The organism is Chelatococcus daeguensis (genome assembly GCF_001887265.1).
Taxonomy (GTDB): Bacteria; Pseudomonadota; Alphaproteobacteria; order Rhizobiales; family Beijerinckiaceae; genus Chelatococcus_A; species Chelatococcus_A sambhunathii.
On sequence record NZ_CP018095.1, the window covers coordinates 1423703 to 1448780 of the forward strand.

27 protein-coding genes are annotated in these 25078 nt (G+C 69.3%); 15 read left to right on the plus strand and 12 right to left on the minus strand.

Features of this window, described 5'->3' with window-relative positions; all coding sequences use genetic code 11:
- The 3 genes from BOQ54_RS06805 to BOQ54_RS06815 are packed head-to-tail and all read right to left on the minus strand — an operon-like array spanning position 1 to position 3056.
- Positions 1-678, minus strand: a complete 678-nt coding sequence (locus tag BOQ54_RS06805) for an aldolase (protein WP_071923581.1) — start codon at positions 676-678, stop codon at positions 1-3.
- Entirely contained in the window at positions 675-1979 is a 1305-nt protein-coding gene (otnK, locus tag BOQ54_RS06810; RefSeq protein WP_071923582.1) for a 3-oxo-tetronate kinase, read from the minus strand. Before otnK ends, BOQ54_RS06805 begins: the two co-directional genes overlap by 4 nt.
- A gap of 33 nt (positions 1980-2012) precedes the next feature.
- Positions 2013-3056 (minus strand): LacI family DNA-binding transcriptional regulator, encoded by a 1044-nt coding sequence (locus BOQ54_RS06815; protein ID WP_071923583.1) that lies wholly within the window; start codon positions 3054-3056, stop codon positions 2013-2015.
- A gap of 125 nt (positions 3057-3181) precedes the next feature.
- On the opposite strand from BOQ54_RS06815, the gene ltnD reads away from it, so the two are divergent.
- Positions 3182-4102, plus strand: coding sequence for an L-threonate dehydrogenase (ltnD, locus tag BOQ54_RS06820; RefSeq protein WP_055459068.1), 921 nt, complete (start codon positions 3182-3184; stop codon positions 4100-4102).
- A 30-nt stretch (positions 4103-4132) separates the two neighbouring features.
- The gene (gene otnI / locus BOQ54_RS06825) at positions 4133-4915 is read left to right on the plus strand and encodes a 2-oxo-tetronate isomerase (RefSeq protein WP_063187859.1); all 783 of its coding nucleotides are present in this window, start codon (positions 4133-4135) and stop codon (positions 4913-4915) included.
- A 130-nt stretch (positions 4916-5045) separates the two neighbouring features.
- On the opposite strand, the gene BOQ54_RS06830 is transcribed toward otnI, so the two are convergent.
- Entirely contained in the window at positions 5046-5507 is a 462-nt protein-coding gene (locus tag BOQ54_RS06830) for a MarR family winged helix-turn-helix transcriptional regulator (protein ID WP_071923584.1), read from the minus strand.
- A gap of 153 nt (positions 5508-5660) precedes the next feature.
- Between BOQ54_RS06830 and BOQ54_RS06835 the strand changes: the two genes are divergently transcribed.
- Positions 5661-6095: a VOC family protein gene (locus BOQ54_RS06835; RefSeq protein ID WP_055459065.1), complete on the plus strand. Its 435-nt coding sequence runs from the start codon at positions 5661-5663 to the stop codon at positions 6093-6095.
- A gap of 231 nt (positions 6096-6326) precedes the next feature.
- Here BOQ54_RS06835 and BOQ54_RS06840 read toward each other — a convergent pair whose 3' ends face one another.
- Positions 6327-7370 carry a LacI family DNA-binding transcriptional regulator gene (locus BOQ54_RS06840; RefSeq protein ID WP_055459064.1) on the minus strand — a complete coding sequence of 348 codons (1044 nt, stop codon included), beginning with the start codon at positions 7368-7370 and terminating at the stop codon, positions 6327-6329.
- Between the two features lie 185 nt (positions 7371-7555).
- On the opposite strand from BOQ54_RS06840, the gene BOQ54_RS06845 reads away from it, so the two are divergent.
- From BOQ54_RS06845 to BOQ54_RS06865, 5 genes are read left to right on the plus strand one after another with little or no spacing between them, the layout of a single operon-like run.
- Positions 7556-8614 carry a sugar phosphate isomerase/epimerase family protein gene (locus BOQ54_RS06845; protein WP_055459063.1) on the plus strand — a complete coding sequence of 353 codons (1059 nt, stop codon included), beginning with the start codon at positions 7556-7558 and terminating at the stop codon, positions 8612-8614.
- 3 nt (positions 8615-8617) lie between these two features.
- Positions 8618-9787: a Gfo/Idh/MocA family protein gene (locus BOQ54_RS06850; protein WP_071923585.1), complete on the plus strand. Its 1170-nt coding sequence runs from the start codon at positions 8618-8620 to the stop codon at positions 9785-9787.
- A 4-nt stretch (positions 9788-9791) separates the two neighbouring features.
- The gene (locus BOQ54_RS06855; protein ID WP_071923586.1) at positions 9792-11342 is read left to right on the plus strand and encodes a sugar ABC transporter ATP-binding protein; all 1551 of its coding nucleotides are present in this window, start codon (positions 9792-9794) and stop codon (positions 11340-11342) included.
- Positions 11335-12342 carry an ABC transporter permease gene (locus BOQ54_RS06860; RefSeq protein WP_063187855.1) on the plus strand — a complete coding sequence of 336 codons (1008 nt, stop codon included), beginning with the start codon at positions 11335-11337 and terminating at the stop codon, positions 12340-12342. The genes BOQ54_RS06855 and BOQ54_RS06860 overlap by 8 nt, the downstream gene beginning before the upstream one ends.
- 53 nt (positions 12343-12395) lie before the next feature.
- Complete coding sequence (locus tag BOQ54_RS06865; RefSeq protein ID WP_198300610.1) at positions 12396-13349, plus strand: ABC transporter substrate-binding protein; 954 nt, start codon at positions 12396-12398, stop codon at positions 13347-13349.
- Between the two features lie 45 nt (positions 13350-13394).
- On the opposite strand, the gene BOQ54_RS06870 is transcribed toward BOQ54_RS06865, so the two are convergent.
- Entirely contained in the window at positions 13395-14318 is a 924-nt protein-coding gene (locus BOQ54_RS06870; RefSeq protein WP_071923587.1) for a LysR substrate-binding domain-containing protein, read from the minus strand.
- A gap of 129 nt (positions 14319-14447) precedes the next feature.
- Between BOQ54_RS06870 and BOQ54_RS06875 the strand changes: the two genes are divergently transcribed.
- Positions 14448-15161, plus strand: a complete 714-nt coding sequence (locus tag BOQ54_RS06875) for an FMN-dependent NADH-azoreductase (protein WP_055459364.1) — start codon at positions 14448-14450, stop codon at positions 15159-15161.
- 18 nt (positions 15162-15179) lie between these two features.
- Here BOQ54_RS06875 and BOQ54_RS06880 read toward each other — a convergent pair whose 3' ends face one another.
- On the minus strand, positions 15180-16148 hold the full coding sequence (locus BOQ54_RS06880) for a LysR family transcriptional regulator (RefSeq protein WP_071923588.1): 969 nt from the start codon (positions 16146-16148) through the stop codon (positions 15180-15182).
- Positions 16149-16258: 110 nt separating this feature from the next.
- On the opposite strand from BOQ54_RS06880, the gene BOQ54_RS06885 reads away from it, so the two are divergent.
- A complete protein-coding gene (locus BOQ54_RS06885; protein WP_055459363.1) occupies positions 16259-16879 on the plus strand; it encodes an FMN-dependent NADH-azoreductase in 621 nt (206 codons plus the stop codon).
- A 106-nt stretch (positions 16880-16985) separates the two neighbouring features.
- Complete coding sequence (locus BOQ54_RS06890) at positions 16986-17813, plus strand: deaminated glutathione amidase (protein WP_063187846.1); 828 nt, start codon at positions 16986-16988, stop codon at positions 17811-17813.
- A 161-nt stretch (positions 17814-17974) separates the two neighbouring features.
- On the opposite strand, the gene BOQ54_RS06895 is transcribed toward BOQ54_RS06890, so the two are convergent.
- From BOQ54_RS06895 to BOQ54_RS06905, 3 genes are all read right to left on the minus strand, one after another.
- A complete protein-coding gene (locus BOQ54_RS06895; RefSeq protein WP_055459055.1) occupies positions 17975-18340 on the minus strand; it encodes a hypothetical protein in 366 nt (121 codons plus the stop codon).
- A 20-nt stretch (positions 18341-18360) separates the two neighbouring features.
- Positions 18361-18669, minus strand: a complete 309-nt coding sequence (locus BOQ54_RS06900; RefSeq protein WP_055459054.1) for an I78 family peptidase inhibitor — start codon at positions 18667-18669, stop codon at positions 18361-18363.
- A 589-nt stretch (positions 18670-19258) separates the two neighbouring features.
- On the minus strand, positions 19259-19591 hold the full coding sequence (locus tag BOQ54_RS06905) for a hypothetical protein (RefSeq protein WP_055459053.1): 333 nt from the start codon (positions 19589-19591) through the stop codon (positions 19259-19261).
- Between the two features lie 304 nt (positions 19592-19895).
- Here BOQ54_RS06905 and dusA point away from each other — a divergent pair, with 304 nt between their 5' ends.
- The 3 genes from dusA (at position 19896) to BOQ54_RS06920 (ending at position 22357) form a co-directional block, all read left to right on the plus strand.
- The gene (gene dusA / locus BOQ54_RS06910) at positions 19896-20876 is read left to right on the plus strand and encodes a tRNA dihydrouridine(20/20a) synthase DusA (protein WP_083586032.1); all 981 of its coding nucleotides are present in this window, start codon (positions 19896-19898) and stop codon (positions 20874-20876) included.
- Between the two features lie 90 nt (positions 20877-20966).
- Positions 20967-21416 carry a PaaI family thioesterase gene (locus BOQ54_RS06915; RefSeq protein ID WP_055459051.1) on the plus strand — a complete coding sequence of 150 codons (450 nt, stop codon included), beginning with the start codon at positions 20967-20969 and terminating at the stop codon, positions 21414-21416.
- 86 nt (positions 21417-21502) lie between these two features.
- Complete coding sequence (locus BOQ54_RS06920) at positions 21503-22357, plus strand: sulfite exporter TauE/SafE family protein (RefSeq protein ID WP_063187841.1); 855 nt, start codon at positions 21503-21505, stop codon at positions 22355-22357.
- A gap of 3 nt (positions 22358-22360) precedes the next feature.
- On the opposite strand, the gene BOQ54_RS06925 is transcribed toward BOQ54_RS06920, so the two are convergent.
- Entirely contained in the window at positions 22361-23059 is a 699-nt protein-coding gene (locus BOQ54_RS06925) for a retropepsin-like aspartic protease family protein (protein WP_055459049.1), read from the minus strand.
- Between the two features lie 10 nt (positions 23060-23069).
- Positions 23070-23951, minus strand: a complete 882-nt coding sequence (locus BOQ54_RS06930) for an adenosylcobinamide-GDP ribazoletransferase (RefSeq protein WP_348626518.1) — start codon at positions 23949-23951, stop codon at positions 23070-23072.
- A gap of 66 nt (positions 23952-24017) precedes the next feature.
- On the opposite strand from BOQ54_RS06930, the gene cobT reads away from it, so the two are divergent.
- A complete protein-coding gene (cobT, locus tag BOQ54_RS06935; RefSeq protein WP_071923590.1) occupies positions 24018-25070 on the plus strand; it encodes a nicotinate-nucleotide--dimethylbenzimidazole phosphoribosyltransferase in 1053 nt (350 codons plus the stop codon).
- The last annotated feature ends 8 nt before the right edge of the window (positions 25071-25078 follow it).

Genomic DNA, 25078 nt, shown 5'->3' on the forward strand with positions numbered 1-25078 from the left:
TCAGTGGTCGTGATCGTGCCCGTGCTCTCCCTCGGGCCATGGCTCCAGCTTGAAATGCGCGACGAGATCCCGGACCTGCGCCGGTGAGAGCAGGCGCGGGTTGAGGCCGCGCGTCAGGAGGTGGAGCTTTGCCGTTTCCTCCAGCTCCTCGGTGGCGTAGACGGCCGCCTCCAGCGTGTCGCCCGCCACCACCGGCCCGTGGTTGGCGAGCAGCACCGCGCTGTAGCGGCCGGCAAGGCCGCGGATGGCATCCGCCACCGCCGGATCGCCGGGGCGGTAGTAGGGCACCAGCGCCGTGCGGCCGACGCGCATCACCGAATAGGCGGTGAGCGGCGGCAGGACGTTGTTGGCATCGATCTCCGGCAGCATGGACACCGCGACGGAATGGGTCGAATGCAGGTGCACGATGGCGCGGGCGCTGCCGCGCGTCTCGTAGAGTGCAGCGTGCAGTGGGATCTCCTTGGTCGGCGCATCGCCGCCCACGAGGCGCCCGTCCGCGTCGAGACGCGAGATGCGGGCAGGATCGAGGAAGCCGAGGGAGGCATTGGTCGGCGTCACCAGCCAGCCGCCGTCGTCGAGCCTCACCGAGATGTTGCCGGACGAGCCGGGGGTGAGCCCGCGCTCGAAGAGCGAGCGGGCGAAGCGGGCGATCTCCTCGCGCAGTTTCGCCTCGCTCATGCCGCACCTCCCGCGCTCTTGTCTTCTGTGCCCATACCTCCCACGCCCTTGCCGGCGAGGACGGCCGCCGCCTTGTCGAAGAAGTCCGGCGCGCCGAAGTTGCCGGACTTGAGCGCCAGCGCCAGCGGCCCGTTGCGCGAGCCGGACAGCGCCGGCACCCCGGGGTCGATCTCCGGCCCGATGTCGAGCCGGTCGATCTCGAGCGCGCTGACCACGGCACCCGACGTCTCTCCGCCGGCGACGATGATGCGGTTGACGCCGCGGTTGTTGAGGGTGACGGCGAGTTCCCCGAAGAAGCCCTCGATCGCCTCGGCCACCGCCTCGCGGCCGTAGCGGTCCTGCACCGCCTTCACCTCCTCGGGCGTGGCCGTGGAATAGCAGATCGGCGTGAGGCGGATGCGCTCCATCAGGAAGAAGGCGGCCTGGTCCGGCGTCAGGGTGCCGCTCATGATCTTGTCGATCTCGAGCGCGAGGCCGGGGTGCTGCGCGGCATGGCGCCTCACCTGCTCGCGCGTCGCGCCCGAGCAACTGCCTGCCAGCACGACGGTCGGGCCGTCGACGGGCGTGAAGGCCGAGCCCTTGCCGGAGAGGAGACCGGCCTTGCGGAAGTTCTCGGGCAGGCCGAGCGCGATGCCCGAGCCGCCGGTGACGAGCGGCGCCTCGGCGAGCGCCGCGCCGATGGTGAAGAGATCGGCATCGCTGATCGCGTCGATGATGACGAGGGTCTCGCCGCGCCCCGCCGCCTCCTTCAGGGCCGTCTTGACCGCGTCAGGGCCCGCATCGACGGTCGCCCACGGCACGTGGCCGACCGGCGTCTTCGTCTGCAGGGCAAGGAAGCGCCGAAGGTCCGGGTCCGTCATCGGGGTGAGCGGGTGCTTCTCCATGCCGGATTCGGACAGGAGCCGGTCCTTCACGAACAGGTGGCCCTGGTAGATCGTGCGCCCCGTGGTGGGAAAGGCCGGGCAGGCGACGGCGCCCCTGGTGCCGAGCGCCTCCGCGAGCGCCTCGCCCACCGGGCCGATATTGCCCTGGGGCGTGGAATCGAAGGTCGAGCAATATTTGAAGAGGAATTGCCGACAGCCCTGCTGCCGCAGCCATTTGAGCGCGGCGAGCGACTGCGCCACGGCCGCGGCGGCGGGAATGGAGCGGCTCTTCAGCGCCACGACGCCGGCCTCGCAGTCGCCCGCCGCCGGTTCCGCCGGCACGCCGATGAACTGTGTGGTGCGCATGCCGCCTTTGGCGAGCGTATTGGCGAGGTCGCTCGCGCCGGTGAAGTCGTCGGCAATGCAGCCGAGAAGCATGGGATTTTCCTCTCTTGTCGTGGCCGGTGAGGCTTACGCCGTCTCCCCGGCGATGAGCTCGAAACCGACATCGATGGTCGCGGGTTTCGCCGCTTCCTCCACGGCATTCTGCCGCGTCAGGATCTGCTCGGCCGCCAGCTGGCCGATGCGATAGCGCGGCGAGCGCACGGTGGTGAGCCGCCGGGGCAGCTCCTGGCCGATGTCGAGGCCGTTGAAGCCGGCGATGGCGAGGTCGTCCGGCATGCGGAGGCCGTTGGCCTCGCAGTGGAAATAGCCGCCCACCGCCATGTCGTCGTTGGAGAAATAGACAGCGTCGAGGTCGCGATGGGCGGCAAGGAGCGTGGCGAGCCCGCGACGGCCGGCGGCGACGGAGGAGGGGCCGGCCACCATCTCCTCGGCGACGAGCGCGACCCCGCGCCGGGCGAGTTCTGCAGCAAAGCCGTCGAGGCGCTTGCGCGCCCGGATGTCCCGCGAGATATCGTGACCCACATAGCCGAAGCGGCGATAGCCACGCGCAAGAAGATGCGCCGCCATGGCCGCGCCCGCCGCTCCGTGCGAGAGGCCGACGCGCCGGTCGAGCGCCGGCTCGGCGCCGTCGATGTCCATCATCTCGACGACGGCCGTGCCGTTGGCGGCGAGCAGATCGCGCAGGCGCGGCGTGTGGTCGATCCCGGCGATGACGAGGCCGCGCGGCCGCCAGGCAAGCAGCGCCGAGACGATGCGCTCCTCGCGCGCGAGATCGTAGCCCGTGACGCCGATGACGGCCTGAAGCCCCGCTTCCTCCAGCCTTTCGGTGACGCCGCGCAGCACTTCGGCGAAGACGATGTTGTCGAGCGAGGGCACCACGACACCGACGAGGGCGCTGCCCGTCGAAGCGAGCGCCCCGGCGAGGCGGTTGGGCACGTAGCCGAGCTCCTCGGCGGCCTTCAGCACGGCGACGCGCGTTGCCTCCGCGATCGGCCCGATGTTGCGCAGCACGCGCGAGACGGTGCTTTCGCTGACGCCGGCCCGCGCGGCCACCTCGGCGAGACGCAACGGGGAGGTGGGCATCGGCGCGGTCTCGTGGCGGATGGTCATGGCAGGCCCCGGCGCAGGTAGAGTGGCGCAAGATAGCATCTATGCAAGCGCTGTCATCCATTATAATGCTTCGTTGACAGCGCTTGCACAAGTCGGGTGCTGCAAGCCGTATCGGGAGGCATCTTATGACGCTGGAGGAGACGAAGAAGGGGCGCGTCGGCGTGGTCGGCCTTGGTGCCATGGGCTTCGGCATGGCTGCATCGCTCGTCCGCGCCGGGTTTGACGTCGCCGGCTTCGACCTGTCGGGGGAGGCCATGCAGCGGCTCGTTGCCGCCGGAGGGCGTGCAGCTGCAACGCCGGCCGCCGCGGCCGAAGGGGCGGATGCGCTCTTCTCGGTCGTCGTCAATGCCGCCCAGACCGAGGACGTGCTCTTCGGCGCGGAAGGCGCCGCCGCCGCCCTGCCGGAAGGCGCGGTGTTCGTGTCCTGCGCCACCATGGCGCCGGAGGCGGCGCGCGCCCTCGCGGCCCGCGTCGCCGCGATGCGGCGTCACTATCTCGATGCCCCGATCAGCGGCGGGGCGAAGAAGGCCGCGGACGGCGCCCTGACGGTGCTCGCCTCCGGCACGCCCGCGGCCATGACGAGGGCCCGTCCGGCGCTCGCCGCGGTGGCCGGGACGGTGCACGAGCTCGGCGACGAGGCCGGCACGGCGGCCGCCTTCAAGATGGTCAACCAGCTGCTCGCCGGCGTGCATATCGCCGCCGCCTGCGAGGCCATCACCTTCGCGGCCAGGCTCGGCCTCGATATCCGCAAGGTCTACGAGGTGATCACGGGCGCGGCGGGCAATTCCTGGATGTTCGAGAACCGGGTGCCGCACATCCTCGAGGGCGACTACACGCCGCTCTCGGCCGTCGACATCTTCACCAAGGACCTCGGCATCGTCATGGACATGAGTCGGGCCAGCAATTTCCCGGTGCCCGTCGCGGCCACGGCCCTGCAGCTCTTCACCATGACCTCGGCCGCCGGTATGGGCCGCGACGACGATTCCTCCGTCGCCCGTTTTTATGCGCAGACCGCGGGCGTGACGCTGCCTGCCAAAAAGTCCTGACCTTCTGAACCGCGAACGCACGAGGCCGCCATGCCGCGCTTTGCCGCCAATCTCTCCATGATGTTCAACGAATGGTCGTTCCTCGACCGCTTCAAGGCGGCGGCCGATGCGGGCTTCGAGGCCGTCGAATATCTGTTTCCCTATGAGCACGCGCCGGAGGATGTCGCGCGGGCGCTCACCGACAACGGCCTGACGCAGGCCCTGTTCAACTGCCCGCCCGGCGACTGGGGCAAGGGCGAGCGGGGCATCGCGGCCTTGGCGGGCCGGGAGGAGGCGTTCCGCGCCTCGATTGATACGGCGCTGCGCTATGCCGCCGCGACGGGCGTGAAGCGCCTGCATCTCATGAGCGGCCTCGCCGATGCCGCCGATCCCGCGGCCGCGGCGCGCTACCGCGATGCCGTCGCCTTCGCCGCCGACCGGCTCGGCGAGCAGGGCATCGACCTCATGCTCGAGCCCATCAACGGCCGCGACATGCCCGGCTATTTCCTCAACGACTTCGGCCGCGCCGTCGCTCTCATCGAGGCGCTCGGGCAGCCCAACGTGAAGCTTCAGTTCGACATCTACCATCGGCAGATCATGCACGGCGATGTCACCATGGCGCTGCGCGCGCTCCTGCCGGTGACGGGCCACATCCAGATCGCCAGCGTGCCCTCGCGCAACGAGCCGGACGGAGGGGAATTGAACTATCCCTTCCTCTTCGGCGAGCTCGACCGCCTCGGCTACACCGGCTTCGTGGGCTGCGAGTACCGCCCGCGCGCCGGGACCTTGGACGGTCTCGGCTGGTTCGAGGTCTATCGGGGCAATCGGGAGTAGGGGAGCCGGCAGCCGGCAGTCGGAAGAGGGCTATCGGAAGAGGTTGCTCAGGGTTGCAGCGGCCTGCAATCCGCCCGACTGCCGACTGCCGACTGCCGACTGCCGACTGCCGACTGCCGACTGCCAATCCTTATGACAGCGCCTGCAGGTCCGCCAGCAGCCGTGCCGCCTCGTCGCCGGGGACGCGGCTGGCGAGCTTCTTCTGGCACTCCTGCCAGTAGGGATAGGCCGCGGCCAGCATACGCCGGCCGTCGTCGGTGAGGCTCAGGCGACGGCTGCGCTTGTCGTCGGGGTCGACGCTCACGGTGAGAAGCCCCCGTCGCTCCAGCGGCTTCAGGTTCGCCGTCAGCGTCGTGCGATCCATGGCGAGCAGGGAGGACACCTGACCGATCTTCGGCGGCTCGGGCCGGTTGAGCGACATCAGCAACGAGAATTGCCCGCTCGTCAGCCCCACGGGGCGAAGAGCGTCGTCGAAGCGCCGTGCCAGCGCGCGCGCCGCGCGCTGCACGTGCAGGCACAGGCAGTTGTCGCGCACGTGCAGGGTGACCTCGAAAGGCAGTATCGTTTCGGCCGGCACATCCGTCTTTGACATGACTTATTAATGTTGATATCAACGTAAAAAGCAATGGGCAAGATCGCCGCAGGCCTGCCCAAATGCGATTGAATCGGCTCATAGCCGCCGGGCCGAGGGCCGGCAAGACGGCCGTGGCGCGACATAAAGACCGGACGGAGGGAGAAGAAGAGGATGGACCGGCAGCAGAAACTCGTCCCGCATCTCGTCGTTGACGGCGCCGCCGCGGCGATCGACTTCTACCGCCGCGCCTTCGGCGCCGAGGAGGTGATGCGCATGCCGGCCGAGGACGGCAGGCGCCTCATGCATGCGGAGCTCCTCGTGCACGGCACCAAGCTCTATCTCTGCGACCATTTTCCGGAGTTCTGCACCGAGGCGAGCGGCGAGAAAAAAGTCGCCCCGCCGCCCGTCATCGGCGGCACGGCCGTGACTCTGCATCTCGACGTGCCCGATTGCGACGAGGCGGTGGCCAAGGCGCAGGCAGCGGGGGCAACGGTCACCATGCCGCCGGAGGATGCTTTCTGGGGCGACCGCTATGCCCGCATCCGCGATCCCTTCGGCCATGCCTGGAGCATGGCGCATCGCCTGCCGGGGGCGCAGACGGGTTGAAGCTTAATCGACATCCAGGACGCGTGGCGCCACGGCCATCCTTCGCCCTCGAAGTGGTGGGAAGGGTCAGGGTGGAGGCGGTGCCGCTCGGCAGGACGCTCGGAATTGTCAGCAACGACAACGGGTGTCGTCGATCATGTGGAGGCTCCCCCACCTCTAGCCCCGCTGCAAGCGGGCGAGGGGGACGGGTCGCTCATCGCTCGGCGGTTGCTGCCCTCACTTTCGCCCGGTTCAATCCACGGCCCGGGTGCTCTCCCTGACCACGAGTTCGACCGGCAGCAGCCGCCGTTCCCCCGCATTCACTGCGACGGCAGCCTCGTCGTCTTTGGCCATGAGGGCGAGCAGCATGCGCGCCGCCGTGGTGCCGATGCCGTCGCGCGGCTGGTGCACGGTGGTCAGCGCCGGGACGTAGCGGGATGCCGTCTCGATGTCGTCGAAGCCGACGACGGAGACGTCACGCGGTACGGAAAGGCCGTTGCGATGCAGCTCCGAGATGAAGCCGAAGGCCATCTCGTCGCTCTGGCAGAAGACGCCCGTCGGCCGCTCGTCGCAGGCGAGCCAGCGGTGCGCCGCGGCCGCACCGCTCTCCATGGTGAAATCGCCGGGCAGGAACCAGTCCTCGCGGGCCGGGATGCCGGCCTGCGCCAGCCCCTCCAGCGTCCCGCGGCGGCGCTCGACGGTGAGCACGTTCGTCGGCGGCCCCATGATGTGCGCAATGCGCCGGTGCCCCAGTTCAGCGAGATGCCGGATGGCGAGGCGCGCTCCTGCGGCGTTGTCGATGACCACCGAAGGGGTGGCGAGCCCTTCGATCCACTCGCAGGCGAAGACGAGCGGCGGCAGCGAGCCGGAGCCACCGATATCCCGCCGCAGCTCGTCGGGCAGGTGGCCGTCGAGCAGGATGAGCCCGTCGGCGCGGTTGTTGCTGAGATAACCGAGCATGCGCTCGTCGTCGCGCTCCTGCCCCTGCGGGGCCGTGTCGGCGACGAGCACGTTGTAGCCGATCGGCGCGATCTCGGCGGCGATGGCCGAAAGGATCTTGGAGAAGAACGGATTGGCGAGGTTCGGCACCAGCACGACGACGGCGCCGGTGCGGCGGCGCCGGAGGTTCCGCGCCGCCTGGTTGATCGTGTAGCCGGTGGCGTCGATGGCGGCGAGGACGCGCTCGCGCGTCTCCCGGGAGACCTGCTCGGGGTGCGACAGCGCGCGGCTGACGGTGGCGGTGGAGACGCCGGCAGCCAGGGCAACATCCCGGATGCGCGGCAGGGGCTTGTTCATGGATTCGCTTCAACTCCTGGCTGCCTTTTGTCCGCCTTTTCCGGGGAAGGCAAACACATTTTCGGCCACCGGCGCACGCGCTTGTAAACGATTACAGTCTAGCGTATGACTGGTTGCAACCGATTACAACAGAACGGGCGGCAGCGACCGCCTGCCGGGCCAACGAGCCCTCGGGAGGACAAACGATGAAGACGATCAAGGGCCCCGCGCTCTTCCTCGCCCAATTCGCCGGCGACGCGGCCCCGTTCAACTCCTGGGATTCCATTACCCGCTGGGCAGCCGACTGCGGCTATCTCGGCGTGCAGGTGCCGAGCTGGGACGCGCGCCTGTTCGATCTCGACAAGGCCGCGGCCTCGCGTGACTACTGCGCCGAATTCACCGGCAAGGCGCGGGAGAACGGCGTCGTCGTCACCGATCTCTCGACACACCTGCAGGGCCAGCTTGTCGCCGTGCACCCGGCCTATGACGAAGCCTTCGATGGTTTCGCGGTGCCGGCCGTGCGCGGCAATCCGAAGGCCCGGCAGGAATGGGCGGTCGAGCAGGTGAAGAAGGCGATCACCGCCTCGCGCAACCTTGGCCTCTCGACGCTCGCCTCCTTCTCCGGCGCGCTCGCCTGGCCCTTCGTCTATCCGTGGCCGCAGCGCCCGGCGGGGCTGATCGAGGCTGCCTTCGACGAGCTTGCCCGCCGCTGGCGTCCCATCCTCGATCATGCCGAGGATAACGGCATCGACGTCTGCTACGAGATCCACCCCGGCGAGGATCTGCACGACGGCATCACCTTCGAGATGTTCCTGGAGCGCGTCGGCGGCCATCCGCGCGCCAACATGCTCTACGATCCCTCGCACTACGTGCTGCAGTGCCTCGACTATCTCGAGAACATCGACATCTACCGCGACCGCATCAAGATGTTCCACGTCAAGGACGCGGAGTTCAACCCCACCGGCAGGCAGGGCGTCTATTCCGGCTACCAGAACTGGGTGGACCGGGCCGGACGCTTCCGCTCTCCCGGTGACGGGCAGGTCGATTTCGGGGCCATCTTCTCCAAGATGGCGGCCAACGACTTCGATGGCTGGGCCGTCGTCGAATGGGAATGCGCCCTGAAGCACCCGGAGGACGGGGCGCGCGAGGGCGCGGAATTCGTCCGCCACCACATCATCCGCGTGACGGAGAAGGCTTTCGACGATTTCGCCGGCGCCGGCACGGATGATGCCGCCAACCGCCGCATGCTCGGGCTGGAGAGGTGAGCGATGGCGATCGAAGCCTCCCGTGAGAGCGCGCCCGCGCGCATCCGCCTCGGCATGGTCGGCGGCGGCAAGGACGCCTTCATCGGCGCCGTGCACCGCATCGCCGCGCGGCTCGATGGTGAGTTCGAGCTGGTCGCTGGCGCGCTGTCCTCGACCCCGGCCAGGGCGCGTGAATCCGGCCGGCTCCTCGGTCTCGCCGAGGACCGCGTCTACGACAGCTTCCGCGAGATGGCGGCGCGCGAGAAGCGCCTCAGGAACGGCATCGAGGCGGTCGCCATCGTCACGCCCAACGATGTGCATTACGAGGCGGCGCGCGAGTTCCTCAAACGCGGCATTCACGTCATCTGCGACAAGCCGCTGACGGCGACGCTCTCCGATGCCAGGCGCCTTGCCGCGCTAGCCGAGAAGTCGGACGCGCTGTTCATCCTGACGCACAACTACACCGGCTACCCCATGGTGCGGCAGGCGCGCGAGATGATCGCGGCCGGCGAGTTGGGCGACCTGCGCCTGGTGCAGGTGGAATATGTGCAGGACTGGCTGACGGAGCCGCTCGAGCGCACCGGCGCCAAGCAGGCCGAGTGGCGCACCGATCCGGCCCGTTCTGGTGCGGGGGGCGCCGTCGGCGACATCGGCACCCACGCCTTCAACCTCGCCACCTTCGTTACCGGCTTGACGCTCACGAGCCTGAGCGCCGATCTCGACAGCTTCGTCGAGGGGCGGCGGCTCGATGACAACGCCCATGTACTGATGCGCTTTGCCGGCGGCGCCAAGGGCATGCTGTGGGCGAGCCAGGTGGCGCCCGGCAACGAAAACGGTCTCAAGCTGCGTGTCTACGGTACGCGCGGCGGCATCGAATGGTGCCAGGAGGAGCCGAACCGCCTGTGGTTCACGCCCTTCGGCAAGCCCAAGACGCTGCTGACCCGCGGCGGGGCGGGCGCCGGCGCGGCGGCGCAGCGCATGACGCGCACCCCGGCCGGCCATCCGGAGGGCTACCTCGAAGGCTTCGCCAATATCTATGCCGAGGCAGCGCGCGCCATCCTTGCCCGCCGCGAGGGGCGCCCGATTCCGCCGGATGTCGTCTATCCCACCGTCGCGGATGGGGTCGCCGGCGTTGCCTTCATCGAGGCCTGTGTGCGCTCGTCGAAACGCAACGCCGCCTGGGTCACGCTCTGAGGCGATGGCCGTGGCTGCTCCCGCCGCCTCGGCTGCCCCCATCCCGGCTGCTGCGCCGGTGCTGGCGCTCGCCGGTGTCGGCCGCGCCTTCGGGCCGGTCGAGGTGCTGTTCGGCATCGACTTCGACCTGAAGCCCGGCGAGGTGCACGCCCTCATCGGCGACAACGGCGCCGGCAAGTCGACCATGATGAAGATCATGGCCGGCTACCTCGCCCCGACGAAGGGCAGGGTGCTGCTCGATGGCGCGCCGGTGGCCTTTTCCTCGAGCGAGGAGGCGGAGGAGCGCGGCGTCGTGCTCATCCACCAGGAGTTCAACCTCGCCCGGCAGCTCTCCGTCGAGCAGAACATCTTCCTCGGGCGTGAATTGAAGCGCGGCCCCTTCCTTGACCATCGTGCGATGCGCGAGACGACACTGGCGCTGCTCGCCGAACTCGAGACGCCGGTCGACCCGGCGGCGATCGTCGCCGATATCTCGGTGCCAGAGAAGCAGATGGTCGAGATCGCCAAGGCGCTGTCGCGCAAGGCGCGCGTCATCATCATGGACGAGCCGACGGCGGTCCTGACGCGCAAGGAGGCGGAGGTGCTCTTTCGCCAGATCGAGCGCCTCAGGGCGGCGGGCACGGCGATCCTCTACACCTCGCACAAGCTCGACGAGGTGGCGCGGCTCGCCGACCGGGTGACCGTGCTGCGCGACGGCCGCCATGTGGTGACGGCGCCGCGCGGCGCCCTGAGCGAGGACGCCATGGCCGAGGCCATGGTGGGGCGCGAGCTCTCCCACCTCTTTCCGCTCAAGGTCGAGCCCGCGTCCGGCGCGCCGGTGCTGACGGTCGAGAATTTCAGCGTCGAGGGCTTCGCCGAGGACGTCTCCTTCACCCTCGCGCGCGGCGAGGTGCTGGGCTTCGCCGGCCTCGTCGGCTCCGGGCGGACGGAGCTGATGGAAGGGCTCGTCGGCCTCAGGCCGGCGCACGGCGCGGTGAGGCTTGCGGGCCGCCCGGTCCGGATCCGCTCCGTCGAGGAAGCGCGCCGCGCCGGCATTGCCTACCTCACGGAGGACCGCAAGGAGCGCGGTCTCCTGCTCAATCTGCCCATGCGGCCGAACCTCACCTTGCTCGCGCTCTCTCGTTTCGGCCGTTTCCTCATCGACCGCAAGGCAGAGGAACTGGCGCTCGACAAGGCCATCGCCGAGTTCGACATCCGTGCCCCGCTGCGCGAGATTCCCGTCGGCAACCTCTCCGGCGGCAACCAGCAGAAGCTGCTGCTCGCCAAGACCATGCTGGCTGACCCGGACATCGTCATCATCGACGAGCCGACGCGCGGCATCGACATCGGCACCAAGCAGCAGATCTACGGTTTCGTGCAGCGCCTCGCCGCGGCCGGCAAGAGCATCATCCTCGTCTCGTCCGAGATGGCGGAGATCATCGGCCTCGCCACCCGAGTCTGCGTCATGCGCGCCGGGCGGCTCGCCGGCACGCTGAGCGGCGCCGACATCAACGAGGACGCCATCGTGCGCCTCGCCATGGGCCTCGAGGCAAGGAGGGCGAACGGCAATGGCTGACGCGACGACCACCCGGCAGGAGTTGCGGAAGCCGCGCCGTCCGGCTGTCAACCTGCATGTCGTCGGTCCGCTCGTCGCGCTTGCCGTCCTCATCGTCGTCGGCGTGCTGCTGAACCCGAACTTCCTCAGCTACGGCAACGTCACCAACGTGCTCGCCCGCTCAGCCTTCATCGGCATCATCGCGGTGGGCATGACCTTCGTCATCACTTCCGGCGGGCTCGACCTCTCGGTCGGCTCCATGGCAGCCTTCATCGCCGGGCTGATGATCCTCGTCATGAACGCGCTGGTGCCCACGCTCGGCGCCGGCTGGCCGGTCATCCTCATCGGCATGGCGGCGGCGCTCGTCTTCGGCTTCCTCGCCGGGCTCGGCAACGGCCTGCTCATCACGCGGGCGCGCATCGAGGCCTTCATCGTCACGCTCGGCAGCATGGGCATCTTCCGCTCGCTCATCACCTGGCTCGCCGACGGTGGCACGCTGTCGCTGAACTTCCAGGTGCGGGACGTCTACCGGCCGGTCTATTACGACGGCATTCTCGGCGTCTCGTGGCCGATCATCGTCTTCCTCGTCGTGGCCATCGCCGGCGAGATCGCGATGCGGCACACGGCCTTCGGCCGCCATTGCGCGGCCATCGGCTCCAACGAGCAGGTGGCGCGCTACTCGGCCGTGCATGTGGAGCGCGTGCGGCTCGCCACCTATGTCATGCTCGGCATGCTGGTCGGCCTCGCCACCATCATGTACGTGCCGCGCCTCGGCTCCGCCTCCTCGGCAACCGGCGTCCTGTGGGAGCTCGAGGCCATCGCTGCCGTCATCATCGGCGGCACGGTGCTGAAGGGTGGCTTCGGCCGTGTCTGGGGCACGGTGGTGGGCGTGCTCATCCTCAACCTGATCCAGAACATCCTCAATCTGACCGACCTGGTGAGTCCCTATCTCAACGGGGCCATCCAAGGCGTGATCATCGTTCTGGCCGTCGTTCTGCAGCGTCAGAAGAAGGCGCTCTGAAGGGCGGCGCAAATGCCCGGCAACAGGGCTGTATGAAGAGAGGGAGAAGCACGATGGGAGTGGTCAAGGCTTTCAAGGCGCTGGCCCTGGCAGCGGCGCTCGCCGCGCCGGCTGCGGCGCAGGCTCAGGACAGCAAGGTCATCGGCGTATCCATCCCGGCGGCAACGCACGGCTGGGCCGGTGGCATGAACTATCATGCGCAGGAGGCGGTGAAGCGCCTTGAGAAGACCTATCCGCAGCTGAAGTTCGTCCTCGCGACAGCGGGCGATCCCGGCAAGCAGGTCAGCGACATCGAGGACATGATGGCGACGCGCAACATCGACGCGCTCGTCGTGCTGCCCTTCGAATCGACGCCGCTCACCGGCCCGGTCAAGCGCGTGGCAGAGGCCGGCAAGTGGGTCACCGTCGTCGATCGCGGCCTTGCCGAAGAGGGCATCGAGGACCTCTACGTCGCCGGCGACAATCCCGGCTTCGGCCGCGTCGCGGGCGAATTCTTCCGCGAGCGGATGCCGAGCGGCGGCAAGATTGTCGTCCTGCGCGGCATCCCGACCACCATCGACAACGAGCGCGTCGAGGCCTTCCGCAAGGCCATCGAGGGCAGCGGCATCGAGATCATCGGCATGGAGCACGGCAACTGGAACCGTGACAGCGCCTTCACCGTGATGCAGGACTTCCTCTCGAAGCATCCGAAGATCGACGCCGTCTGGGCCTCGGACGACGACATGGCCGTCGGCGTGCTCGAAGCCATCAATCAGGCCGGCCGGCAGGACGAGATGTGGGTGCTCGGCGGCGCCGGCATGAAGGAGATGATCAAGCGCGTCATGGACGGCGACAAGCGCGTGCCGGCCAATGTCACCTATCCGCCGGCGATGATCGCCACCGCCATCGAGATCACGGCGCTGCGGTTCGTCTCCAACGCGCCGGTGTCCGGCCGCTTCGTCATCGGCTCCGAGCTGATCACCCAGGAGAACGCCCAGAACTTCTACTTCCCCGACAGCCCCTTCTGATCAGGAGCGGCGTGCCTTGGGGCGGCCCCGCAAGGGGCCGCTTTTTCATGTCCGCCCGGGCAGGCCAAGGCCGCCGGCCGCCTCCTGCCGGATCCAGCTGCGCAGGGCCGCGATCCGTTCGGGATGCGGCGGCTCGGCCGGGTAGAGGAGGCGATAGTCATACCCGCGCAGCCGTGGTCCGAAGGGCACGACGAGGCGGCCGGCCGCGATCTCGTCCGCCACCAGCACGAGCCCGGCGAGGGCGACACCCTGGCCGGCGACCAACGCCTGCACCGCCTGGCTTTCGTCGCTCAGCGTCAGCTCCGCCCGCGGCACCAGCCCCGAAAGCCCCGCCTCGGCGAGCCAGCGCTCCCAGACGGGATTGTCCCGGTGCGGGCGCCGCCATTCGAAATGGATCAACGTGTGCTCCGCGAGTTCATCCGGATGGTGAAGGCCGAGCGCGGGGCTGCACACCGGCGCGAACATGTCCTCGAACAGAAGGTCGCCGACGAGGCCGGCCGGCACGGCCCGGCCATAGCGCACGGCCGCATCGGCGGTGCCGCTGATCAGGTCGACCGGCTCGTCGGAAGCGTGCAGCCTGAGGTCGAGCCCGGGATTGGCCGCGTGGAAGGCCGCGACGCGCGGCACGAGCCAGCGCGCCGTGAAGGCGACCGTCGCCGAGAGCGTGACGACGGGTTTGAGCCGTTGGCCACGCAACCGTGCGATGGCCTCCTCGAAGGCGTCGAAGCCGTCGCGCAGCACCGGATAGAGCACGCGCCCCTCCGGCGTCAGCGCCACGCGCCGGGGGCGGCGTACGAACAGCCTGAGAGCGAGCGCATCCTCCAGCTGCCGCACATGGTGGCTGACGGCTGTCGGCGTCACCGCCAGTTCCTCGGCGGCCGCCTTGAAGCTGAGGTGGCGGGCCGCGGCCTCGAAGGCGCGCAAGGCGGGCAGGGGAGGCAGCTGGCGGCGGGTGCGTCGCTCGGTCATGGCAATGCAGCGCCTCTATGGATGAGCTATTCTCATCTATAGGCTGAGAACTATGCGTTTGTCATCATCCTGTAGAAGAAGGAACCTGCCGGCTCTGAGACCCTACCTGAAGATGAGGGCATGTCACTCATGGCGACCGTTCTGCATATCGATTCGAGCGCCCGTCCGGCTGGTTCCGACCTCGCAACCTTCGGCTCCCATTCCCGCCGTCTCAGCAAGCGCTTCGTGGCGCGCTGGCGCCATCAGCGGCCCGGGGACACGGTGCTCTACCGGGACGTCGGCCTGACGCCGCCGGCGCCGGTCTCCGCCGCCTGGATCCACGCCGCCTTCACACCCAAAGAGCGTCGTGCGCCGTGGATGGATGGCGTCCTGCGGGAAAGCGACATGCTGATCGACGAACTGATCGGTGCCGATGTCATCGTGGCCGGGGTGCCGATGTACAACTTCGGCGTTCCGGCTTCGTTCAAGGCCTATATCGACAACATCGTGCGCGTGGGGCGCACCTTCGGCTTCGATCGCACCCGGCGGGGCGAGCCGTACTGGCCGCTGCTCGCCGGCATGGGCAAGCGGCTCGTCATCCTCTCCTCGCGCGGCGATTTCGGTTACGGCGAGGGCGAGCGCATCGCCGACATGAACCATGTCGAGCCGAGCATCCGCACCGCCTTCGGCTATATCGGCATCACCAATGTCGCGTCCGTCGCCGTCGAATACGACGAATTCGCCGACGAGCGGCTCGCAGCCTCGATCGCCGCAGCCGAACGCGCCGTCGACGAACTGGCCGAGCGCCTGGCGGCGGCCGTGGGCGAGGAGGAGCGGGGGCCTGCCAGCGAGGCGGCCGCCTGAGGCTGCTCCCGCCGCGGCTCATGCCGCCGAGACGCTGTCGCCGGCGGCCTGCGCGGGGGCACGGGTCTGCCGCATGCGGTGCATGAGACAGGCATCCCAATAGGGCTCGCCACCGAAATGGGCGACGAGCGTGTCGATGAGCAGCCGGACCTTGGCCGGCACGTAGGCGCCCGGCGGCCGCACCACATGGATGCCGGCCTCCGGCATCTCGTAGCCGGACAGCAGTGGAACGAGCGTGCCTCGTTCGATATCCTCGGCGGCGAGGAAGGTCGGCGCCACCACGATGCCGAGTCCCGAGCGGGCCCACTGCAGAAGGGCATCGCCGTTGTCGGCCAGGAGCCGGCCGCGCGGCCGCACGCTCGTCCAGCGCGTGCCATGGCGAAAGCGCAGGTCAGGTTCGCTCGCCGCGGTATAGACGAGGCATTCGTGGCGCGTCAGGTCGTCTGGCGTCTCGGGGCGGCCGTGCCGGGCGATATAGTCCGGGCTCGCCGCGACGATGCCGTAGACGGGCGCAATCTTGCGGGCGATAAGGGTCGAATCGCGCAGGGAGCCGATGCGGATGGCGGCATCGAAGCGTTCCGCGACGAGATCGACGACGCGGTCGCTGTAGGCCACGTCGATGCCGAGCCGCGGATGTGCGCTCGCCATCTCGGCGAGGATGGGCGTCACATATTTGACCCCGAAGGACAGAGGCGCCGACAGGCGCAGCGTGCCCACGATGCCGCCGCCGTGCTGGGCCACGGCGTCCTTCGCCTCGGCAAGATCGGCGAGGATGCGCTCGCTGCGGGTCTTGAACGCGAGCCCCGCCTCGGTCGCGCTGATGCCGCGCGTCGTGCGGGTGAGGAGGCGCGTGCCGAGCTCCGCCTCGAGCCGCGCGATGCGGCGGCTGACGATGGACTTGGCGATGCCCAGCCGCTTGGCGGCCCGGCCGAAGCCGCCGCTGTCCACCACCTCGATGAAGCTCTTCAGATCGTCGAAGTCCGGCATCCGTGTTCCTTGTCCAGCAACGGCTTGGTGCAAATAAAGAGGATACCGGTGCGACGAACGAACCGCCAGCTTTCCGGCACGCTCTTGTCATCATGTCGGAGAAGCTGAACATGACCACGGTTCTCGCCATCACCAGCAGCGCCTCGGGCGCCGAATCCGTTTCCAACCGCCTCGTCGCGGATGCGCTCGACGCTCTCAAGGCGAGCGGTGGTGCCGATCGCGTCATCACGCGCGATGTTGGCAGCGAGCCGATCCCGCATCTGACGGCCGAGACGACGGCCGCCCTGCGCAAGGGCGAGACTGCGACCGAGGCGCAGCGTGCGGCACTCGCGCTGTCGGACCGGTTGGTGGGCGAGCTGCGCGAGGCGGACGTGATCGTCATCGGTGCGCCGATGTATAACTTCGGCATTCCCTCCACGCTGAAGGCCTGGTTCGACTACGTGCTGCGCGCCGGTGTCACCTTCAGCTACAGCGAGAAGGGGCCGGAAGGCCTCATCAAGGGCAAGCGCGCCATCGTCATCGTGAGCCGCGGCGGCCTCTACAGCGAAGGCCCGGCGCAGGCCATGGATTCGCAGGAGCCGCACCTGCGCACGATGCTCGGCTTCATCGGCATCACCGACGTGACCTTCGTGCGCGCCGAGAAGCAGGGCTTCGGCCCGGAGGTAAGCGCAGAGGCCGTGGCGGCCGCGCGCGGCGAACTTTTGCGCCTTGGCGAGCGCCTCGCCGCTTGACGCCGGGGCCTGCATGGTCGCTGATTTGGCCGGCGGGCCGCGCTGGCGGGTGCCATGCGCGCCTGGCGCCCCCGCGCCGCAACGCGAGACCTGCAGGGAGCCCGGCATGAATCCTCCATCGTCCACGCGCCCGGTCGTCAAGGTGGCGCTCGGGCAGTTCGCTGTCGGACGTGAGTGGCAGGACAATGCGGCGACGGTGGTGCGGCTGATGCGCGAGGCCGGCACCGCCGGCGCCAGGCTGCTCGTCCTGCCCGAGGGCATCCTCGCCCGCGACATCGCCGATCCCGACATCGTCCTGAAGGCGGCGCAGCCGCTCGACGGGCCCTTCATGCAGGAGGTGCTCGCCGCGAGCCGCGGCAGCGACCTTGCGGTGATGGGTTGCATTCACGTGCCGGCCGGCAACGGCCGGGTCTTCAACACGCTGATCACCGTGCGCGACGGCGCCATCATCGGCGCCTATCGCAAGCTGCACCTCTACGACGCCTTCCGCGTCAAGGAATCGACCCATGTCGCGCCCGGCGACGAGATCCCGCCGCTGATCGAGGTGGCGGGGCTGAAGGTCGGCACCATGACCTGCTACGACCTGCGCTTTCCGGAGATGGCGCGGCGCCTCGCCCTCGACGGGGCCGATGTGATCACCGCTCCATCCGCCTGGCTGCGCGGACCCGGCAAGGAGGCGCATTGGGAGGTGCTCGTCACGGCCCGGGCGCTCGAGAACACCTGCTACGTCGTGGCGACCGGCGAATGCGGCGAGCGCAACATCGGCGCGAGCATGGTGGTGGATCCGCTCGGCGTCGCCATCGCCCGTGCCGGCGAGGTGCCGGCCCTTCTCTTTGCCGACATCGATCCGGCCCGCATCGCGCACGCGCGGAGCGTCCTGCCGGTTCTCGCCAACCGCAGGTTCAAGGCGCCGGAACTGGCCGGCGACAGGTGAGCCTGCCGTCGCAATGGCTTGCGCGACACTCGCGTTAATTGGCTCTCGGCATCGGCGGGCGCCCGTGGCGAGCGACAGCTCCGGCTTGGGCCCGAGACGGGCCGTTACCTCGCCGGACAAGGTTCATTCCGCCCCGCCTGCGATGCTGATGCTGAAGGCCGCTACCGGGGTGCCTCGCAGGCGATTGTCATGGTGGCGTATTCCTGGACGCTGTCGAAATACTCCCGGTTGTCGGGATCGCATTGCCAACTGACGAACAGTGTCTTCCGGCTGCCGGGGGCGGGATCGCCGCACAGCTCGTTGTTCACCTTGATCTCGCAGGAGGACCGGCCGAGGCAGAGGTTGGAGACGGACGAGTAGGCCGAGCACGTCTTGCCGCCGCCGCCCGGCAGGCCGTATTGGGCCTGCCGCACGACAATGCAGGGTTGGCTGGCTTCGCAACTCGCGGCGTCGACCGGCGCGGCCGGTCCCAGGAGGCCAGCGGCGGCCGCGACAGCGATGGCTGCCGTCGAACGGATGGATCGCATGATGCCGAACCTCCGACTGTCTATCCGCAGAACGCGCGCACGACGCGGCCCGTGCGGGGATCTGTCTCGACCGTCACCCGCGCCGGCGCGTAGTCCATCGTGACCGGTTGGCCCGGCGCGATCTGTCGTACCGCAGTGGCGCCGGTGATCTGCTTCGCCTCGTCATCGGCCGGTTTCGGCTTGCCGACGAGCCCGCTTGTCGCCTCCGGCCTGCAGGGGCCCGGCGCCAGTGCCGCAGAGTCGGTCGCCGGCGATGGCGTGCAGGCGGACACCGCCATGCCGAGGAGGGCCGCCGCCACCGCCGGCAACAGACTTTCCTTGATCATCATTATGCCTCCGGAATGGGCCCCGGCCGCGCCGCAAGGGCGGGGGGCGGACTGTTTACCCGGTCCGTCGCAGGGCCGCGCCGGCTCAATACGTCGGGAAGGCGCCGATGTGGCCGGGTTTCCGGCCAATGACAGCGCCGTTCCGCGCATCAGTGATGTTATGTCGGGTATGGCGCCATGCTGGTTTCCAGGCGTGCCCCGCGCGTGTGCCACGCGCGAAGGATGACCTGCCGACAGGTGCCCGGCCTGCCGCGGTATCGCCGGTGCCCTGTCAGCCGACAGCGACCTGACGATTGCGCGATCGATGCCGTCGACGCGCTCTTCGCCGAAGATGAGATCGCCCCGCTCCGATCGCATGGTCATCTTCCTTCCGATGGCCGTGGGCCGCGCGCCGAATATGAACGGGGGCAGCGGGGCGGGCAACCGGCAGTTGATGCGGGCCCGCCGGAACGCGCGAAGGAGTAGGGCGGAAGCTGACCATTCCCGTTGTCCGCGAGCCCGTCGCGGGCCCGGGCTCGCGGACGGTTTCCAGACATCGAGAACGAGGCCGGTCTGCGGATGGGATGGCGGTGTAATCCGATCCGACCGGGCTCTAGTGCGTGACGGCGGGACGAGCTACGGCGGTGCCGCTGAGACGCACGCCGGCTCCCTCGGCGATCGTTGCGAGCGACTGGTCGATGATGACGCGGCTCGTCTCGGCGACCCGGGCCTTGATCGCCACGTCCAGTTCTCCGAGGACGATCAGGGCCCTCTCCTGCGCGGCGGAGGCAAACGTCTCGAATGCAGCCTGCCTGTCCGATTCGAAGTCGCGTGCAATCGCCTGGATGAAAGCGTGGGAATAGGCTTCGACAACCTGATGAACCACGAGTTTCAGCATGGCTTCCTTTACTTCCGGCGCCATGTGCCTCGGCTCATCGATCGTCATGTGTGCTCCCCAGCGTCGTTATTGATTGCGCAAGTTGCTGCAATGATCATGGCGGAATTGCGATCCTGAGAATTTTACCGATTATGGCTTGCCGGAGGGTGGTGTGCTGCGGTGGTTGTCGCATTCGGCCGCGATCCGGGCTAGATAGGTCGTCGAGCCAACCCTCGCTCGCAGCTGCGGTGGCGAAGCCAGCCTCGCCCGCGATCCGCAGGGCACGTCGGCTGCGGTACGACATCGACAGCATGACGCTGGAAGCTGATAACAGGTGACTGACTTCACGCCCCACAGATTCTCCGTCGCGCCGATGATGGATTGGACGGACCGGGACTGCCGCGTCTTCCACAGGCTGATGACGCGCCATGCCCTGCTCTACACCGAGATGGTGACGACCGGCGCGGTCCTCCACGGGGACCGGGAGCGTCTGATCGGCTTCGATGCGGCGGAGCAGCCGCTCGCCGTGCAGCTTGGCGGCAGCGAGCCGGGGGAACTCGCTGCGGCTGCGCGCATCTGTGCCGCCTTCGGCTACCGCGAGATCAACCTCAATGTCGGCTGTCCGTCGGACAGGGTGCAGAGCGGCCGTTTCGGCGCCTGCCTCATGCGGGAGCCGGAACTGGTCGCCGCCTGCGTCGCGGCGATGAAGGACGCGGTCGACGTGCCGGTGACGGTCAAGTGCCGCATCGGCGTCGACGAACAGGATCCGGAGGTGGCGCTCGATCAACTGGCCGATGCCGTCGTCGCCGCCGGGGCGGAACGGCTCATCGTCCATGCCCGCAAGGCCTGGCTTCAGGGGCTCTCGCCCAAGGACAACCGGGAAATCCCGCCGCTCGACTACGGCCGCGTGCACCGCCTCAAGGCGCGCCTGCCTCATGTGCCGATCCTCCTCAACGGCGGCCTCCGGACGCTCGAGGAGGCCCATGCGGCCATGCATCCGGCGGACGGGCCGGCGCTCGACGGCGTCATGCTCGGCCGCGCGGCCTATCAGAACCCGGAGATCCTCCTCGGCGTCGATCCGCTGTTCTTCGGTACGCCGGCGCCGCTCGCGGACGCCTTCGCCGTCGTCGAGGCCTATCTGCCCTATGTCGAGCGCCGCCTCGGCGAGGGCGTGCGCCTCAACCAGCTCACCCGCCACATCCTCGGCCTCTTCCCCGGGCGGCCGGGCGCGCGCCAGTTCCGCCGCCACCTCGCCACGGAGGCCTGCAAGCGCGGCGCCGGGCCGGAGGTCATCGTCGAGGCGGTCGCCCATGTGCGGCGGGAGATGGCGCGCCGCGAGGTCGAGGCCGCCTGAGGCGTGCGCAACGGCCAAGGGCGTTTTGCGTGACTGTGTCTTGCTGCTCCTCTTCCTCTTTCCTGAAATGCAGGCGGGGAGGAGGGCGCGATGCACAGGCCGCAGGACCCGGATTTCGAGGCGCGCGTGCGCCGCAGCTTCGGCAAGCAGAGCGTGATGGAGACGATCGGCGCGCGCATGACCGAGGTCGCGCCGGGCGCGACCACGATCGCGCTCGCGGTCGCGCCGCACATCTGCCAGCAGCACGGCTTCGTCCATGCCGGCATCGTCTCCACCATCGCGGATTCGGCCTGCGGCTATGCCGCCCTGTCGCTGATGCCGGCCGGGGCCGGCGTATTGACCGCCGAATTCAAGATCAACCTGCTCGCCCCCGCCGCCGGCGACAGGCTCGAGGCGCGCGGGCGCGTGGTGCGGGCAGGGCGCATGCTCACCGTGGCGCAGGCCGAGGTGGAGGCCATCGACGGCGAGCGGCGCAAGACCGTTGCCGTGATGACGGCGACGCTCGTGACGCTCGAGGGGCGCGAGGGTATCGCCGACTGAGCGCGGCGCCGGGCGGCCATGCCCCGGCGGCGCTTGCCTTGGCGGCCGAGATCGCGCACGAGAGGGCTCCTGCTGCAGGAGCCGCCATGTTCGCCGCCATTCCCACATCAGAACTCGTCATGCTCGCCGGGGCGCTGCTTGCGGCCGGCGCCGTCACGGGCATCCTCGCGGGTGTCTTCGGCGTGGGCGGCGGTGCTGTCGTCGTCCCGGTGCTCTACGAACTCTTCCGGGTCGTGGGCGTGCCGGAGGAGGTGCGCATGCCGCTCTGCGTCGGCACCTCGCTCGCGGTGATCATCCCCACCTCGATCCGCTCCTTCAATGCCCATCGCGCGCGCGGCAAGGTCGACATGTCCATCGTGCGCGTCTGGGCAATCCCCGTCGTCCTCGGTGTGGGGCTCGGCAGCTTCATCGCCCGCTATGCCCCGGCGGACCTGTTCAAGGTGGTCTTCGTCGTCGTCGCGGGCATCTCGGCCGTGCGGCTCCTCTTCGGCAAGGACAACTGGCGCCTCGGCACCGAGGTGCCCGGCAAGATCGTCATGAGCATCTACGGCGTCGTCATCGGCGTGCTGTCGTCGCTGATGGGAATCGGCGGCGGGCAGCTGTCGAGCCTGTTCATGACCTTCTACGGCCGGCCGATCCACCAGGCGGTGGCGACCTCCTCGGGGCTCGGCGTCCTCATCTCCATTCCGGGCGCCATCGGCTATATCTACGCCGGCTGGCCGCGCGCCGCCGAATATCCGGATGTCGCGGCCCTGCAGTTCCCCATGGCGCTGGGCTATGTCTCGCTCATCGGCTTTGCGCTCTTCGTGCCGACGAGCATCTTCACGGCCCCCTTGGGCGCGAGCCTCGCGCACGCCTTGTCGAAGCGGCGGCTGGAGATTGCCTTCGGCCTCTTCCTCCTTGCCGTCTGCGCCCGCTTCGCTTGGAGCCTCCTGACTTGAGCATCACCCGCCGCGCCCGCGCAGGATCAACCTGTCGCCGCGCACCTCGAAGGAGGCGAGGCGCTCGAGAAAGGTCATGCCGAGCAGGTTCTGCGAGAGGCTGCCTTCGCGGGCGACGAGGGCCGGCACGCGCCGCTCGGTGATGTTGCCGACAGTGAGCTCGCCAAGCGTGGTGGAAGCCGCCATGGTGCGGCCGTTCGCCGTCATCACCGGCTGCGTGTAGAAGAGCGTTGCAGGGTCGATGCCGGCGCGGGCGGCGGCCTCGCTCGTCAGCACCACCGCCGAGGCGCCGGTGTCGAGAATGAAGCGCGTCGGCACGCCGTCGACGGCGCCGTCGATGACGAAGCTGCCGCCGGCATGGCGGGCGACCTGCACCTCGCCGCCGGCGAGCGTCACCGTGTAGCCCGGCGCCACCTCCCCGAGCAGCCGGTTGGCGAAGCTCTGCAATTCGAAGCGATAGCTGTAGACAGCCACCAGCATGACGATCATCGCCATCCAGAAGGCGATGGCCTCGAGGGCGCGTGTCCACTGGCCGCGAAAGTGCTGTACCACCCAGCCGAAGGCGAGGATGCCGACGGCGCCGAGCCAGGCGAGCGAGGCAATGAGGTCCGGCCGCAGCCCGAGGATGGTCTCGTTGCCGCCGAAAAGGACGAGCACCGCGATGGCGGCGATGATGACGGCGAGGGCGACGAAACCGCGCATGGCTCTTCCTTCACGAGGCGCCGGCGAGCGGCGCAAGGGCGAGGAGGCCGGCGAGGAAGGCGATCTCGCCCGCCTGCTGGGCCGCCCCCGCGATGTCTCCCGTATGCCCGCCGATCTTCGCCCGGGCAATGCGGGAGAGGCCCACACCCGCGCTCGCCGCAAGGGCAAGGGCGAGCATGATCGGGAGGAAGCCGAAGCCGGCTGGCAGCAACAGGAGGAAGGCCATGACGGCGGAGCCCGCGGCCGCCGTGGCGAAGGCGGCCTGCGTCGGCCGGCCCGCCGCATGCGCGGCGCCGTCACTGCGGGCGGGTGCCAGCAGCAGGAAGGGCAAGAGCCCCACCGTGCGCGAGGTCGCCGCGGCCGCGACGAGTGCCAGGGCTGTGGCCGGCGCCGGCATGCGTCCGGCGAGCGCGGCGATGAGCCCGACGCGGATCATGAGATCGAGCGTGAGCGCCGCCGCGCCGTAGGAGCCGACGCGGCTGTCGCGCATGATGGTCAGGCGCCGCTCGGGCGTCGCGCCGCCCCACAGCCCGTCGGCGGTATCGGCGAGACCGTCTTCGTGAAAGACGCCCGTCGCGACGATGAGAGCGGCGACGGCGGCGCAGGCGGCGAGATACGGCCCGAAGCTGAGGCCCGTCGCGAGGAGGAAGGCGAGCGCGCCGACGAGGCCGATGGCGGCGCCGGCGAGCGGCAGCGCCCTGACGGCGCGGGAGAAATCCGGCATGGCATGCGGCGCCGCCTCGAAGGGCAGGACGGGCACCGGCAGGCGCGAGTAGAAGCGCAGGCACGCGGCCGCATCGGCGAGAAAGGCGAGCGCCGGGCCCGGCCCGGGGCCGGCCTCGGCCTGCGGCATCTCGTTGTCCTGCGTCATCTTCACCTCGGCGCGTGGCATGCTATTAGCTCCGGGCCCGACAGCCGCGACCATGGGCCGGCCATAACGACATAGTGGAGAATTGCGATGGATGCGACGGCAACCGGCCTACCGTTCGACGACGTGCGGCGGCTTTTCGCCATGCTGCCCGACGCGGACGAGGCGGCCATCGCCGCCGTGCGCCGCCGCGACGCGGAACTGACGAAGCCGCCGGGCTCCCTCGGCCGTCTGGAGGAGATCGCCGCCTGGGTGGCCGGCTGGCAGGGCAAGGGGCGGCCGAGCGTCGCGCGCCCGCTCGTTTGCGTCTTCGCCGGCAACCACGGCGTGGTGCGCCATAGCGTCTCGCCCTATCCGCAGAGCGTCACCCGCCAGATGCTGGAGAACTTCGCCGCGGGCGGCGCCGCCATCAACCAGATCTGCGCCGCTTACGATCTCGGCTTCAAGGTCTTCGACCTCGCGCTCGACCTGCCGACGGGGGACATCGCCACCGAGGCGGCCTTCGACGAGAAGGCCTGCGTCGCCACGCTGGCCTTCGGCATGGAGGCGATCGCCGGCGGCACCGACCTCCTGTGCCTCGGCGAGATGGGCATCGGCAACACCACCATCGCCGCCGCCATCTACGCCGCACTCTATGGGGGGCCAGCGGCGCGCTGGGTCGGGCGCGGCACCGGCCTCGACGATGCGGGCCTTGCCCGCAAGACGGCAGTCGTGGAGCAGGCGCTCGCCACCCATGCCGGCCATCTCGGCGATGCGCTCGAGGTGCTGCGCCGGCTCGGCGGGCGCGAGGTCGCCGCCATCGCCGGCGCCATCCTCGCCGCGCGGCTCGAGCGCATCCCGGTCATCCTCGACGGCTACGTCGTGACCGCCGCGGCCGCCATCCTGCATGCCATCGATCCACGCTCCATCGCCCATTGCCTCGCCGGCCACCGCTCCGCCGAGGGCGCGCACGGCGAGGTGCTCGACAGGCTCGGCCTCGCCCCGGTGCTCGACCTCGACATGCGCCTCGGCGAGGCGACCGGCGCGGCGCTCGCCGCCGGCATCGTCAAGGCCGCGGTTGCCTGCCACAACGACATGGCGACCTTCGCCCAGGCGGGGGTCGACACGGCCGACGAGGGCGAGCGGCCCGAGCGCCTGCAGTGAGGCGAGGG